This is a genomic window from Haloarcula sp. CBA1122 (assembly GCF_009741785.1).
GTDB lineage: Archaea > Halobacteriota > Halobacteria > Halobacteriales > Haloarculaceae > Haloarcula > Haloarcula hispanica.
Map to the genome: position 1 here is coordinate 47998 of NZ_WPCB01000005.1, position 14020 is coordinate 62017.

Annotated in this window: 17 protein-coding genes, 2 tRNA genes and 1 pseudogene; 11 read left to right on the forward strand and 9 right to left on the reverse strand. The window is 62.9% G+C overall.

Annotated features, from left to right (window positions below; genetic code table 11):
• Position 1: 1 nt before the first annotated feature.
• A complete protein-coding gene (gene nth / locus GJ630_RS03190; RefSeq protein WP_151103333.1) occupies positions 2-685 on the reverse strand; it encodes an endonuclease III in 684 nt (227 codons plus the stop codon).
• A 117-nt stretch (positions 686-802) separates the two neighbouring features.
• Between nth and GJ630_RS03195 the strand changes: the two genes are divergently transcribed.
• Positions 803-1321, forward strand: a complete 519-nt coding sequence (locus GJ630_RS03195) for a GNAT family N-acetyltransferase (RefSeq protein ID WP_151103334.1) — start codon at positions 803-805, stop codon at positions 1319-1321.
• Positions 1322-1376: 55 nt separating this feature from the next.
• Entirely contained in the window at positions 1377-1916 is a 540-nt protein-coding gene (locus tag GJ630_RS03200) for a GNAT family N-acetyltransferase (RefSeq protein ID WP_044951815.1), read from the forward strand.
• On the opposite strand, the gene GJ630_RS03205 is transcribed toward GJ630_RS03200, so the two are convergent.
• Complete coding sequence (locus GJ630_RS03205; RefSeq protein ID WP_151103335.1) at positions 1917-2372, reverse strand: redoxin domain-containing protein; 456 nt, start codon at positions 2370-2372, stop codon at positions 1917-1919.
• 285 nt (positions 2373-2657) lie between these two features.
• Here GJ630_RS03205 and GJ630_RS03210 point away from each other — a divergent pair, with 285 nt between their 5' ends.
• Positions 2658-2957 carry a PRC-barrel domain-containing protein gene (locus GJ630_RS03210; protein ID WP_008309371.1) on the forward strand — a complete coding sequence of 100 codons (300 nt, stop codon included), beginning with the start codon at positions 2658-2660 and terminating at the stop codon, positions 2955-2957.
• Here GJ630_RS03210 and GJ630_RS03215 read toward each other — a convergent pair.
• Complete coding sequence (locus tag GJ630_RS03215; protein ID WP_023843248.1) at positions 2954-4417, reverse strand: DHH family phosphoesterase; 1464 nt, start codon at positions 4415-4417, stop codon at positions 2954-2956. The genes GJ630_RS03210 and GJ630_RS03215 overlap by 4 nt on opposite strands.
• A gap of 255 nt (positions 4418-4672) precedes the next feature.
• On the opposite strand from GJ630_RS03215, the gene GJ630_RS03220 reads away from it, so the two are divergent.
• A tRNA-Lys gene (locus tag GJ630_RS03220) sits at positions 4673-4746 on the forward strand.
• A gap of 313 nt (positions 4747-5059) precedes the next feature.
• On the opposite strand, the gene GJ630_RS03225 is transcribed toward GJ630_RS03220, so the two are convergent.
• Complete coding sequence (locus tag GJ630_RS03225; protein ID WP_014040245.1) at positions 5060-5851, reverse strand: YihY/virulence factor BrkB family protein; 792 nt, start codon at positions 5849-5851, stop codon at positions 5060-5062.
• A 136-nt stretch (positions 5852-5987) separates the two neighbouring features.
• Positions 5988-6428, reverse strand: coding sequence for a GNAT family N-acetyltransferase (locus GJ630_RS03230; protein WP_050037995.1), 441 nt, complete (start codon positions 6426-6428; stop codon positions 5988-5990).
• 87 nt (positions 6429-6515) lie between these two features.
• On the opposite strand from GJ630_RS03230, the gene GJ630_RS03235 reads away from it, so the two are divergent.
• Entirely contained in the window at positions 6516-6740 is a 225-nt protein-coding gene (locus GJ630_RS03235) for a hypothetical protein (RefSeq protein WP_014040247.1), read from the forward strand.
• 205 nt (positions 6741-6945) lie between these two features.
• On the opposite strand, the gene guaB is transcribed toward GJ630_RS03235, so the two are convergent.
• Positions 6946-8430 carry an IMP dehydrogenase gene (gene guaB / locus GJ630_RS03240; protein WP_050037996.1) on the reverse strand — a complete coding sequence of 495 codons (1485 nt, stop codon included), beginning with the start codon at positions 8428-8430 and terminating at the stop codon, positions 6946-6948.
• A 413-nt stretch (positions 8431-8843) separates the two neighbouring features.
• On the opposite strand from guaB, the gene GJ630_RS03245 reads away from it, so the two are divergent.
• From GJ630_RS03245 to GJ630_RS03260, 4 genes are all read left to right on the forward strand, one after another.
• Positions 8844-9731 (forward strand): DUF5794 domain-containing protein, encoded by an 888-nt coding sequence (locus tag GJ630_RS03245; RefSeq protein ID WP_014040250.1) that lies wholly within the window; start codon positions 8844-8846, stop codon positions 9729-9731.
• A gap of 41 nt (positions 9732-9772) precedes the next feature.
• Positions 9773-10000, forward strand: a complete 228-nt coding sequence (locus GJ630_RS03250; RefSeq protein WP_008309357.1) for a DUF5795 family protein — start codon at positions 9773-9775, stop codon at positions 9998-10000.
• A gap of 54 nt (positions 10001-10054) precedes the next feature.
• Positions 10055-10235 (forward strand) — tRNA-Trp (locus GJ630_RS03255).
• Between the two features lie 304 nt (positions 10236-10539).
• Positions 10540-11220, forward strand: a complete 681-nt coding sequence (locus GJ630_RS03260) for a carbonic anhydrase (RefSeq protein ID WP_146417275.1) — start codon at positions 10540-10542, stop codon at positions 11218-11220.
• A 5-nt stretch (positions 11221-11225) separates the two neighbouring features.
• On the opposite strand, the gene GJ630_RS03265 is transcribed toward GJ630_RS03260, so the two are convergent.
• Entirely contained in the window at positions 11226-11519 is a 294-nt protein-coding gene (locus tag GJ630_RS03265; protein ID WP_008309354.1) for a chorismate mutase, read from the reverse strand.
• A complete protein-coding gene (locus tag GJ630_RS03270; RefSeq protein ID WP_014040253.1) occupies positions 11516-12394 on the reverse strand; it encodes a shikimate kinase in 879 nt (292 codons plus the stop codon). Before GJ630_RS03270 ends, GJ630_RS03265 begins: the two co-directional genes overlap by 4 nt.
• 139 nt (positions 12395-12533) lie before the next feature.
• On the opposite strand from GJ630_RS03270, the gene GJ630_RS03275 reads away from it, so the two are divergent.
• Complete coding sequence (locus tag GJ630_RS03275) at positions 12534-12971, forward strand: hypothetical protein (RefSeq protein WP_191449381.1); 438 nt, start codon at positions 12534-12536, stop codon at positions 12969-12971.
• Between the two features lie 100 nt (positions 12972-13071).
• Here GJ630_RS03275 and GJ630_RS20270 read toward each other — a convergent pair whose 3' ends face one another.
• Positions 13072-13206: a hypothetical protein gene (locus GJ630_RS20270; RefSeq protein ID WP_256369578.1), complete on the reverse strand. Its 135-nt coding sequence runs from the start codon at positions 13204-13206 to the stop codon at positions 13072-13074.
• A 131-nt stretch (positions 13207-13337) separates the two neighbouring features.
• Between GJ630_RS20270 and GJ630_RS03280 the strand changes: the two are divergent.
• Positions 13338-14020: pseudogene (locus GJ630_RS03280) on the forward strand (potassium channel family protein).

The window sequence follows — 14020 nt, forward strand, 5'->3', positions numbered from 1 at the left end:
GCTACCACGCCTCGCCGCTAGCGAGGTCGACGTCGCTGTCTCCTTTCTCGGAGGGACAGATGTCCGCGAGCACGCACGCTCCGCACTCCGCGGAGCGCGCGCCACACACCGCTCGCCCGTGGTCGATAAGAAGGTGCGTGAACTGTTGCCACTCGTCGCTGGGCACCACGTCGAGCAGGTCCTGTTCGATGGCTTCCGGACGCTCTTCTTCGGTAAGGCCCAGTCGCCGCGACAGGCGCTGGACGTGCGTATCGACGACGATGCCTTCGACAATGTCGTGGCCGTGCTGGAGGACGACGTTCGCCGTCTTCCGGCCCACGCCCGGGAGGTCGGTCAGCGCCGACATCGTGTCAGGCACCTCGCCGTCGTGTTCCTCGGCCAGAATCTCACCGATGCCCTGGAGGTAGCCGCCCTTGTTGTTGTGGAACGTGATACCGTAGATGTCCTCGGCCAGTTGCTCCTCGGGGGCTTCGGCGTAGTCCTCGGCGCTCTGGTACTTCTCGAACAGGTCCGCCGTGACCTCGTTGACTCGCTCGTCGGTACACTGCGCGGAGAGGACGACGGCAATCAGCAGTTCCAGACGGCTGCTGTAGTTCAGTGAGATAGCCGAATCGGGGTATTCCTCGTGCAGTCGGTCGACGACCTCTGTTGCCTGTTCTTCGCGTGACTCCAGCGGCGTTCCCATACCGCAGAGCAGTGCTGGGTTCCCTTTGGCGTGTCGTTCTTCGCTGTCTGGACTACAAATGGTACCATTACACATACCACGGCAACACCCTTGTGTCAACTATGAGTACTCTTGTACGTGCCAGGACCAGTGTTCATCCACGGCGAGCAGGTGACACTCCACCCACAGCAAGCAACCGACAGCGACCTGCTACAGCGACTATTAAACGAGCCGCAGGTCCGGCAAAACATCGGGTTCACCGAGCCACTCTCCGAGCCAGCCGCCGAAGACCTCGACAGCCGCGATGCCGACACGAACTTCGTCGTCTGTGTAGACGACAAGCCGGTGGGGGCGTGTTCGCTTCACGAAGACTACCACCCGTGGGGGTTTGGTGTGCTCGGGTACTCGATGTGTCCGGACCGCTGGGGCAACGGCTACGCGACTGACGCTGTCGACTGCCTCGCACAGTACGCGTTTCAGGAACTGCGATTGAACAAACTCGGAGCGGACTGCTATGCCACCAACCCGGCTTCCGCGCGTGTGCTGGAAAAAGTCGGGTTCCAGCAGGAGGGTCGACGCCGCGACCACGCCTTCGTCGACGGCGAGTACGTCGACCTGCTGGAGTATGGCCTGCTCGCTGACGAGTGGTGTCCTTGAAAATATCTCACACACCTACCGAAGCTTCTTTCACCATCCCTTCGTCGGCTTGTGTATGCCCGGACCAACATTCCTCCGGGGCGAGACAATCACGCTCCGAACGGTCGAAGACGAAGACGTGTCGTTCCTGCAAGAGACCATCAACGACCCGGATGTCAGACACGGCCTCTCGGCCACGGAGCCGATCTCCGAACGGGCTGAACGCGAGTGGGTCGAATCCGTGGCCAGCGGCGAGTCCGATGACGTCCACCTGCTCGTCTGTGCTGACGGCGAGGCGGTCGGTATCATCGGGCTGAACGACGTCACGGACCGAATGGGTATGGCCGAGGTCGGCTACTGGCTCACGCCGGACGCGTGGGGCAACGGCTACGCGACCGACGCCGTCCGGACGCTCACCGAGTACGCCTTTCAGGAGCGGCGGTTCCACCGGGTGTACGCGAAGGTCTTCGCCGGCAACGAGGGGTCCCAACGCGTGCTCGAAAAGGCGGGGTTCAAGCGGGAGGGGACGATGCGGGACCACTGGTTCCGCGACGGCCGCTACGAGGACGTGTATCTCTATGGGCTGCTAGAGGGCGAACTGGACCGCGGTGAGTAGCTACAACTCGGCGAGGCCACGCAGAACCGTGTCGAGGTCCGGTGCGGTTCCGTCGGTGTCGTCGAACACTGTCGCCGCCCGAACGCGACATCGCTTGTCAACGACGAACGCCGCTTGCTGCATGCTCCCGTCCTGTTTTCGGACGCCGAACTGCGCAGCGACGCCGTGGGTGTCGGCCAGCAGGGGGTAGGGAAGCGACAGCGTCGCCGCGAGCGACTGACAGTCATCGATCCCTGCCGGGAGAACGCCAAAGACTGCTACAGCGTCCGAGACGCCTGCCCAGTCTGTCTCGGCTAACTCGGTGAGGAGGGTCCGCGAATCGGAGGCGTCGCCGGGAGCGAAGGCGACGACCGCCGGCGCGCGGTTCGTTGCGGCCGACAGCCGATAGGTACCAACACCTCCGCCAGCGGTCCCCTGCAGGTCGAAGTCCGGGGCCGGATCGCCAGGGCTGAGCATACCGAGCGAACGGGGAAACGGGACAAAAGTCCCGCGACCTATAGTAGCCATTGAAAATCAGTGCACACCTGCTCGCACGACGGCAGTGCGATCAGTGTGTAATTCGTTTCAATTGTTACTATAGACAGGCGACTGCTCCCTGTGTAGGGACGCTGGCAGCGGCATCAGAGTGCGGCCAGCAGTCGTTGTCCGGGGGCATCTCGTAGCATTTGCTCCCCCGAGCCGGAGACGTTTCAGTCGCAAAGAAGCTTTATAAGCCGTCCGACCAACCACCGTCGTATGGGAATGGAGAATCTACCACAGGAGATTACAGCCCTCGTGGGTCGCGAGGTGTATTCGAAAAACGGCGTGTTCGTCGGCGAAGTCGAAGACCTTCGGCTGGAACTCGACCGCAAGGAAGTGACGGGGCTGGCACTCACCCAGCTCAACACGGAGCTGTTCGACGAAGAAGTGAACACAGCCCGGGGCGTCATCATTCCGTACCGGTGGGTCCAGGCTGTCGGCGATGTCGTCATCGTCAGCGATATCGTCGAACGGCTCCGCCAGCCCGAGGCCGGCGACGAGGAAGAGGAAGTCCCCGCCTAGTTTCCGTTCGAACTCTCGCTACTGCTGTCGACACCCATCGCTTCGAACAGTTTCCGCTTGACTGCTTCTTCAGTGAGTTCTAGCAGGGTGTCTCTGTTGTCGTCGCTCGTATCTAAACCGGTGAAGATGCCGAGCGGTATCTCGACGCTGGCGTCCGTGGAGTGACCCGCCGTCTCGCCCATCCCGCCGAACGCGTCCGACAGCACTTTGCCGATGTTCATCCGGATATCCTTCGAGCGCGCGGCGAGATAGATTGTATCATCGGCGATAGCGAACACCGCTGTGGTCGTGATGCCCTCCAGATTGAGGAGGTGCTGGGCCGCCTGTGCCAGCGCATCGCGGTCCCGAATGAACCCGGCGTTGGAGACGAGGTGGCTTCCCTGCACCTCGCGGTTCCGAATCGCTTCGGCAAGCACGTCCAGCGTTTCCGGACTCATCGACGGCGATTCGACCTGTTCGAGCGTGTCGTGGTCGGCGAACGGATACAGGTACGCCGCGGCGGTCAGGTCCGCCGGCGTCGTGTCCCGTTTGAAATCCAGCGTCTCGGCGCGGATGCCGTACAGCAGCGCTGTGGCGACGCTCTGGTCGAGATTGAGGTCCAGTTCCTGAATGTATTTCGTGAGAATCGTCGACGTGGCCGAGATGTTCGGCCGGATATCGGAGAAGGCGGCGTCGTGTTCCAGTTCGTGTTCGTGCTCGTAGTGGTCGACGACGATGTCGACCGAGTCGATGGCCGGTTCGCCGCCCTTGGCAACGTCCACCAGCGCGAACGTGTCGTATTCGTCGAGGTCGACGTCCTCGTTCGAGGTCAGTTCGATACCGAGGAGATTGACGAACGCGCGGTTCTCCTGGTGGCCAATCTCGCCCTCGTAGATGATGTCGGCCTCGACGTCGCGGCTCGCAGCGATGGCCCGCAACGCGGCCGCTGAAGCGATGGAGTCCGGGTCCGGCGACCGGTGGATAAGTATCGCCATGCGTTCCTCGGTCCCGTCGATGACGTCCCCGAGCTGTGAGGCCTTGTACTCCAGTTCCCCGGTTTCCAGCGCTCGAAGCGCCGAATCGGCGATGACCGCCGAGGGGTTGATGACCACGTCCGCACCGAGCTCAGTGAGGTCGTCGGCCGACACCGGGTCGTCGGCGCGGGCGACGATGAACTGCTCGCCGCCGGACTCCCGGATGTTCCGGACTGCTTCGGCGTTGGCGTTCACGTCCGGGGACATGATGAGCACCACGTCGCGGTCGGCGACCGTCTGGGCGACGTCAGTCTCGCAGATGTCTGCCTGCTGTGCGTTGAGGTCCTGATCGCGGAGCGCCTCGACTCGCCCCTCGTCCGCGTCGAGGATGAGTACGTCTTTCCCCTCCTCGACGAGTTCTTCCGCCACGGCGTGGCCAACACTCCCACACCCGAGGATGGCGTAGGTCGACATAGAGGCCATCGTGATGCCGCTGGCTGTACTCATTAGTGTCTGTATCGCTTGGCGTCAAGCCTCTTTAATGCCAGCTATTTCTCCAACAACTGGGAACGGCTCCCCGAAAGATCGGTTCGAGAGGGCGTCAAAGGGCGTCTAGTGTGGGCATAGTCGGACCCTGTGCGATTGGTCTCTCAGTTCAGCACCGCTAGCTGACTGGTGTGTACAAGAAACGTGAGACCGACCGACACGAGGCGTCCGAATGAAAACCTATTTTACCGGGCCGTCCAGAGCAATGAGTGCACTGGGCCGGTAGCTCAGTCTGGCAGAGCGACGGCCTCTTAAGCCGTCGGTCGAGGGTTCAAATCCCTTCCGGCCCGCTTTTGCGACGAACACTTCGTGAGGAGCAAAGCGGCTACGAAGCGGTTTTGAACGATGGAGCGAGCGACCTGTGGGAGCGAAGTTCCGGTGGTTCAAATCCATTCCGGCCCGTTTTCCTGCGAACGACGGTGAGAAGTGAAAACTCCAGAAGGATTTGAAGTAAGGAGGGCGTGCACAGCGAAGCGAGCACGTCCGACCGTGGTTCAAATCCCTTCCGGCCCGCTTTTGCGACGCCCTCTCTGTGGGAGCGAAGCAGCTACCGGACGGAGTGGACGATGGAACGAGCGGCGGAAAGGGGCGACGTTTACAGACTCAGCCACTCACGTCGTACAGGTCGTCAGTGTCGGTGGCGAGCACTGCGTTGACGACGACGCCGACCATCAGGACAATCGCGGCCACGTACGTGCTCGTGAGGATGAGGATGAGCCCGCTGAGAACGCCGTAGATGGCGTACTGTCCGGCGTTGGCGGCAAAGAACTGGATTGCCGCGTGGAGAGCGGTCCAGCCCATTGCGGTCGTCATCGCGCCGGGGAGGGCATCTTGTGGCGAACTCGCGACGCGTGACGGGACGAAATACAGGGGCAGCAGCGTGACGGTCAGCGCGACGAACAGGACGGCGAACCCGACGAGTACGCTCAGCGGGCCGGTAGCAAAGAGAGCCAAGAACACGCTCTGGACAAGTATCACCAGAACGGCGGCCGTAAGCGTCCCGAGGACAGTTGCGGCGTCACACACCTGCCGCGCGAGTGGCTGCTCTGTCACCGCCTCGATACGCTCGACGACGGTCAGGACGCCGACGGCGACGTTGGCACCGCTCCACGCCAGCACGACCACGGAGAGGACAGTCGCCGCTGTCCGGCCCGTCGCCGCCGTCAATCCCTCGTACAGTAGTTGCTGTGTGTCAGGGGTAAGAAACTGCGCGCCCGTGACTGAAACCACGCCGGCCAGTTGCCGGCCGAAGACGATGAAAACGAGCAACAGCACCGGCATGAGCGAGATGAACGCGTAGTACGCCAGCGACGTCGCGATGTACCTGATGTCGCTCTCGTACGCGATGCTGGCGACTGTCTTCGCAGTTGCCACCCACTCGGCTCGTCGCACCATATCCCGAAAAGGGTGGAAGCAGGGAAACATGTTTGTGCTGAGATAACTGTGGTCGAGGGACAGCTACGACTGGTCGTCCGCAGACCGTCCTCAGCCCTCACGACGTACTGCGCCTGCAGGGCCACGTATGGTTAGCTCAGCCGTCCAATCGCTTTCGCATCTCGACGTGTGGGATGCCGGCTTCCTCGAATTCGTCGCTAACCGTTTCGTAGCCGAGTTGCCCGTAAAACGACTCGACGTGGGTCTGTGCGTGGAGTGTGAGCGTAGTCGCGCCGTCGTCGCGAGCGGCGTCTTCGACGGCTCGCATCAGCGCTGCGCCGACGCCGTCGCCCCGATAGGGCTTGCGGACCGCGACCCGTTCGACCTTGCCGACCGTGGACTCGGGGAACCGGAGCCGGGCGGTGCCGACAGGATACTCGCCGTCACGGGCCAGAAACTGGACGGCGTCCGAGTCGTTCCCGTCGAGTTCTTCGTCCTCGGAGACGCCCTGTTCCTCGACGAACACCGCTGTTCGGACGGCTGTTGCCGCGTCTTCGAACTGGTCCCAGGTCCCAACCTCGACAGCGTAGTCGCTCATGACCGCAACTTCGAGCGGGTCCCCTGTATGTGCTGTTACTGGGAATCGCCGAAACCATCAACACAGACCCGGGTGTAGCGGGCATGCATGACGTACGACTACGCTCGCGACCACGAGCACGAACTGTCGGCGGAGTATCTGTACGCCTCTGACGCAGAGGTTCTGGGAATCTACGACTCCGATGACTCTCTACAGGTCGACGTGGCCGTCATCTGCCCCGAATGCAGCGAGACACTCTGCCTGGAAACGACCGTCGACAAAGTCACGTCGTCCGGGACGGATCTGCCACTGGACGAAGACTACTACGACTAATCGACGTATCCGCAATAATTTTTTCCGCGGCGCGAGTACGCCCGTCCGCTATGTCCGACTTCGACACGTTCGAGTGTTCGAGCTGTGGTGAGTCGTTCAAAGCGTACCCCGACGCGAATGCAGCACGGAAAGAAGCGTGTAGTCCGACCTGCGAAACCGCGGTATAATCAGCTGCGGCTTTTTACATCCCCTTCGGTTGTCAGCGTTAGCTGTCGGGGCTGTAGTTGGGCGCTTCGTCCGTAATCATCACGTCGTGCGGGTGGCTCTCCTGCTGTCCGGCCGCGGAGACCCGCACGAACTCGGCGCGTTGCTTGAACTCGGGAATCGTCTCGGCCCCGACGTAGCCCATCCCGGACTGCATCCCGCCGACGAGCTGGTGGAGTTCGGAGGCCAGCGAACCCTTGTACGGCGTCGCGGCTTCGACGCCCTCGGGGACGAACTCCTCGCCCTCCTCGTCGTCCTTGAGGTAGCGCTCGCCGCCACCCTCGTTCATCGCGCCGACGCTGCCCATCCCGCGGTACTGCTTGTACTTCTTGCCGTTCATGGTGATGACGCGGCCCGGAGCCTCGTCGGTCCCGGCGAAGTACGAGCCAAGCATCACCGCGTCCGCACCCGCGGCGATGGCCTTGATGGCGTCCCCGGAGTAGCGGATGCCACCGTCGGCGATGACCGGCACGTCGTGCTGGCTCGCCACGTCAGCGACCTGCGCGACGGCGGTGATCTGGGGCATTCCCGCACCGGTGACCACGCGGGTCGTACAGATGGAACCGGGACCGATACCGACCTTGACGCCGTCGGCGAAGTCGACGACGGCCTCGGCGGCTTCCCGGGTGCCGATGTTCCCGACGACCACGTCGGCGTCTACTTCGGCCTTGATCTCGCGGGCGCTCTCGATGACGTTCGCGTTGTGGGCGTGCGCGCAGTCGATGAACAGGATGTCGACGCCGGCCTCGTCTGCGACCTGCGCGCGGTCCATCTCGAAGGGACCGACGGCGGCACCACAGCGGAGCGAGCCGTCGTCCGCGCGGGCGGCCTGGTCGTACTCGCGGCGCTGGAGGATGCCCTGCATCGTGACCAGCCCGACGAGCCGGTTCTCGTCGTCGACGATGGGGACGCGCTCGATCTTGTGGTCGTACATCAGTTCCAGCGCCTCACGGGGCGTCACGTCCTCGGGGGCGGTGACGACTTCGTCGGTCATCGCGTCCGTGACGGCGTCGTCCTCGCCGACCTCCAGATACGGCCGGATGTCCGTCCCGGAGATGATGCCCAGCACTGCGCCGTTGTCGTCGTCGACGACCGGCGCGCCGGAGACACCCTCGTGTTCCATCATCTCGTCGACCTCACTGACGGTCTGGTTCGGGCTGGCCGTCACGACGTCGCGGATGATGAGCTCGTCGGCGCGTTTGACTCGCTCGATCTCGGTCGCCATCTCGTCGGCGTTCATGTTGCGGTGGAGGACGCCGATACCACCCTGTCGCGCCATCGCGATCGCCATGTCGCTCTCGGTGACGGTGTCCATCGCCGCGGAGAGGACGGGAACGGTCAGCTCGACGGATTTCGAGACCCGCGTCGTCGTGTCTGCCTCGTCTGGTTCGACCCGGGACTCCTTGGGTCTGAGGAGTACGTCGTCGAACGTCAGCGCCTCCGGCACTCGGAGCTTCTCTGAGAAAGGCTCGGAATCGTTCGCCATGTAAATCGTCCACGACGGCCCGGCAAAAACGTTGCGAGACTCGGCGCTACGTGGGGTTCGATGCCACACTTGTCTCGGGAAGCCCGTTCCAGAAATACGCCCGTGATGCCGCACTTGTCATTCCCTGCTCTCGAAGGTGAGACATTCGTCCACAAACATCGAGGTATTTCGGAGAATCGGTGGCGTATGTGCGCAGTTCTCACGCAACGGTTATGTGGGAATGAAGGATAATTAAAAACATGCGACTCACCGAACCCGCACGGAACGGTACTGCCCGCCAGATGACGCCTACAGCGTCGGGCAACACAGCGTTCGCGTGGTTCGGTACCAAGTTCTGGCAGTTCTGTCGTGTTTGTCAGGACCGAGTGAGAACCTCCCGACGGGAGTTGGGTTACGCTCGACCGTAACACGACATGAGTATCTCCAGACACCCGATTGCACTCGACATCGAGCAGCAGGTCGGCCGCGGTGGCCGGCTTCTAGCGACAGTCATGGGTCTGCCGCTCGTCGACGGCATCTTCCCGGTGCTCGTCCTCGCGGGGGCACTCTCGACCTGGATGGGCGTCCTCGAAGTAGGCTTGCTGGTCTTCGGCGGGTCGGCCACCGTCGCCGTCGTGCTGGCCGAGCTCGAAGGCGGTCCCCGCCAGCAGGCCCGCGCGGTACTCATCATCGGAGCCGTATTGATGCCGATTGCGCTCATCGAAGCAGCGCTCGCACCGACGATTGCGGGGGTTGTCAAACTGGGCACCCTCGAACGATTCGCCGGCCTCGTCATCCTCGCCATCGCCGCACAGACCGCAAGCGCCCGGATCGGCGAGTACCTGCCGCGTCCAGCCGTCATCGTCGTGCTCGGCCTGCTGGCCAGCCTCGACCCCGCCGGCGCGACGCTGGTCACCGCCATCGAACCCGGCGTCTTGCTCCGGGCGGCCGCTACCACTGGCGTCGGTATCGGCTTCGCCCTCGCCGTCGCGCTGGCGAGCCCGTGGCTCCGCAACGCCGTCGACATAGACCGGTTCCGCTTCGGCAGCGCTGTCGCGCTCGGCGTGCTCGCCCTCTCCGTCCTCGGCGTGATGCCGACCGACGCACCAGTCGCGCTGGCCGTGCTCGCCGTCACGGCGCTGCTGTCGTTCGATCCGGAGAACGCCCGCACGCGCCACACGGAATACCGCCCCGACGCTGTGGACCTCACCGCCGCCTTCGCCGACGGCGGCGCGTCCCAGGGCGTCGCAGCCGACGAACAGACCGACGAAGGGGCCGCGGTCGAGTACGAACCGGATCAGGAACGCGCCCCGTGGCTGTGACGAGGGAGAACTTTTAGGCCTCTCAGGCCCGGTCGTCCGGTATGAGCGACAATCGCGTGGTCCAGGGCCGGATGCAGACTCCCGAGAGCCTGGCCGAACTCATCGAAGGCGAGGACGTCATGGACGCAGAACCCATCGAAGACGCCGCCGACGACTGCCCGGAATGTGGTGAGAACGTCATTTCAGTGGGGTATATGCCCTCTGCGCTGGAGTTTGTTACTGGATACAAGTGCCAAGAGTGCGACTGGTCCGACACCGACCGCGACTGAGCGCCGTCTGCCAATCGAAATCCCTTTAATGCGAGTCGGCTTACGCCGGAGTGCGGGGTCGTGGCCTAGTCCGGGAAGGCGGCTGACTCCAGAGGCCACGCGCCTGGGACGACACTTCGAGGGCTGATATACTGAGCGGCCGGCTGATCACCGGTTCGCGACGATGACCCTCTGGAGTTCCGAGGCGCAGGACGGAGATATCAGCCGATCGGGGGTTCAAATCCCTCCGACCCCATTTCCTGCCGCGAGCTATAACGCGAGCGGCAGAACTGTTGAGAGGTGGATTTGAGCCACGCGAGACGAACGAAGTGAGTCTCGCAGTCAGGTGAATAATCTCCGATCCCATACTGTTACTCTTCCAGATCCGTCTGTTCGTTTGTTTTCGCCGTAGTCGTACGTCTAAGCCCCTTCAGTCTCGGTTTTCACCCTCTCGACGCAGCCAGAGCGTTCCGAACACGGCTCCGAGTCGGCGTCAGGTTTGGGAGGGCAACACTGCCCCAGTCCAATGAGTTTACTTCATGGCGGCTATCTGCCCACGCATGAGCCAGTTATTACGCGATTTACTTGCCGGAAACGCCGACCACGCGGCGGAGTTCCGGGACCGGTTCGACCAGGTCCAGAACTCGCAAACGCCCGACGCTGTCACGGTCTGTTGCTCCGATTCGCGGGTGCTCCAGGACCATATGTGGGGCAACAGCGAGCCGGGACATCTCTTCACCTGTAGCAATATCGGAAACCGAGTCATCCAGCGGACCGCGTCCGGCGAGGCGGTCTCGGGTGACGTGTTGTACCCCATCGAGCACACGATGACCGAAACCGCCATCGTCGTCGGCCACACCGGCTGTGGAGCGGTGACGGCGACCTACGACGACCTGACGGACGGCCTCGATGAGCCGGCCGGTATCGAGCACTGCCTCGGCGTTCTCAAACCGCATCTTGAGCCCGCGCTGGAACACCTTCCCGAAGACATCGAGCGGGCGGCGGCTGTCAACCGACTCGTCGAGTACAACGTCGACAGGCAAGTCGAGTTCCTCCGCAGCAGCGACGACGTTCCCGACGCTGTGGACGTGTTCGGCGTCGTCTACGACTTTCAGGACGTGTACGGCGGCCGACGGGGCGAAGTCCACGTCATCAACGTCGACGGTGAAACCGATGTCGACGCACTCCGAGCGGCCCATCCCGATATCGACTCGCGGATTACCCGCCTCTGGGAGTACTAGTCCCGCTATCGACTCTCTCTTTGTTCGACCTTGTTCAGTTCGATCAGGAGTCGGAAAATCGCTTTCACGAGGTTCTCGTCAACGTCGAACTGCTCCGCGTTGTCGCCGGCGCGGTCCATGACGGCTTGCTCCTGTTGCTCGTCGGTCGTCGGCAGCCCCTTCTCGTCTTTGACCTGTGCGATGGTGTCGGCCACGTAGGTTCGCTGTGCGATCTTCTCGACGATCTCCTGGTCGATAGTCCGGATTTCGTCGCGCAGTTCGTCCAGCGACATGTCCTCTGGGTTCGGGTTCGTGCTCATACTGTGTGTGTTCCCTTGGTCTGTGTCGTCGTCAGCCAGGTCGCTCCGGGTCGCTCGTCCCAGGCGTCCTGTACGGCTTCGAGTGCGGCCCGCTCGCCAACGGCAGTGAACGACGGCCCCGTCCCCGACAGCGAGACGCCTTCGACGTGCTGGAGCGCGTCGAGTACCGGGTCCGTCTCGAAGTCCAGCGCGGCCGAGAACGCGAGGCCGTTGACCGTCATGGCCCGCTGATAGTCGCCGTCGAGTGCGAGGTCCTCGACGAGGCGGGCCATCGGTGCGATCTGGCGGCATCGCTCGACATCCGCGTCAGCACTGAACGACTGTTCCGGCGGCGTCCAGACGAGCACGTCCCAGTCGATTTCCTCGCGGGCAAGGAGCGCGTCGTCCTCGTTGTCGGTGACGGTGACACCGCCGAGCATCGACGCCGACGCGTCGTCGAAGGCCCCGGTGACGGTGACGCCCACGTCGCGGGCGGCCATGACGCCGAGGCGGGCCATGTCCTCGCGGCTCATCCGCTCAGTCGCGTCGAGTGCGTCGAGCGTCGCCATGACGGTCGCGTTTGCGGCCGCACTGGAGCTTTTGAGCCCCGACGCCATCGGAACCTCGCTCTCTGTGCGGACAGTCCCGCCGGAGACCGCCGGGACGCCCACGTTCTGTGGGCCGCCGTGGGCGTCGATGACGTACTCGACACAGCGTTCGATGAGCCGCGTGTCGGCGTCCGGAGCACCATCCACCTCGCCAGTGACACCGTCGGTCTCAGTCGAGAGCGTGACGGTCGCTGTCGTGTACTCGTCGATAGCAAACGCCGCACCGCGGCCGGTCGCGAGCGCGTTGAGGACCGTCCCTGCTGCGGGCGCTGCTGCCTTCCCTTCCATCGACGTGTACTCCCTCGCGGACCTATTTACTAACTGCGATACCCCTGTAGCGGCACGTTGACCGCAGTACGAAGCAGTAGCGTCGCAGTAAGACGGACAACACTATACCGATCAGTTCGAAGGGAACCAGCAACGGGAAATGAGCATCGGGAACGCACTCCGGGGACTCACCGCAGGCATCGCGGTTCTGGGCTACGTCAGCCTGTTTCTGTTGTTGCAGGTCCGGGCGGCCTCAGTGTCAGTGCTGGCGGGAATTGCGGTACTCGCTACTGCTGCACTCGCCGTCGCTGGCGGCCGGCCCGCAGTTCGCCAGGTTCTGGGTCGCGGGTCGTTATCTCAGGAGGACGCGACCGGGTGGTGGCTCGCTCGCGTCGAACCCGCGCTCGAAGACGCTTGGAACACGTATGCGGACCTCGTGCTAACGGTCGGCCTGTGGGGCATCAGTATCGGCTCCTTCGGCGGACTCGTAACCTATCCCGGCGACGAACCGCCGTTTGGCCTCGCTATGACCGGGTTCCTGTCGATGGTCTGTGGACTCATCTCACTCGGATTTCTCATCGATTCGAGGTACGAGTAGCGGCCGGTGGGACGGCTTCGACGCATACGGATTGTTTGCGCGATGTCCCGGTCTGTTCCGACGCCGGGAGCTACCCGGAAATAATCTACACCGTCCCGTCTCAGGCCGGGAAGAGGAGGTACGGGACGATGAACAGTAACAGAAACATGAACAGAAGGATGAGGCCGTAGCCGGCGAGTGTCCCGGCGGCTGTCAGCCAAACCGGATGGTCGAACTGCTCGGTGATGTTTGCCATACCGAGCAGTTCAATCGGGGACAGTATAGTGGTTTGGGAGGAGAAGGCACTGACAGACCGAACTACCCGCAATGTCCTGCTTGTGATTGATAACGGTAGTCTTTCAACCATCGGTTCAGTCACTGGCAAAAATGTATATCGTCATCGTCGCGCCGGTGATATCGGGTCGCCGTTGCTTGAAATCGCGACAGCAGGCGGCAACGAGGTCGTTGCCATCGAAAGGGACGAGGAGCGAGCGGAACGTGCGTCGAGACAGTACGACTGTCTCGTTATCAACGACGATGCGACGTCGAAAGACACGCTAGAGGACGCCGGTGCGGACCGTGCCGATGCGCTCATATCGACGACCGATCAGGACGCGACGAACATCATGGTCTGTCTGCTGGCACAGGAACTGGAAGTGCCGGACATCGTCTCGGTCGTCCACAACCCCGAGCACATGAACGTGTTCCGCCAGATCGGCGTCAACACGATGCAGAACCCACAGCGGCTCATCGCCGAGTACCTCTATCGGGCCGTCAAACGGCCGTCTATCGTCGACTTCATGCGCATCGGCGACCAGGCGGAAGTGTTCGAGATCACTGTCACACCCGGCGCACCGATTGCGGGTAAGACGTTGCAGGAGGCCAATACGGAAGGCCTCATCGGCGGCCAGACGCTCATCGTGGCCATCGAGCGCAACGGCGAGGGCGACCCGATAACACCCCGCGGCAATACACGTATCGAGGCCGACGACTTGCTAACGGTCTACTCGGGCGAGGGGGCGACACCGGAGGTAACCGACATCTTCGGTCACTCCGAGGACCACAACTGA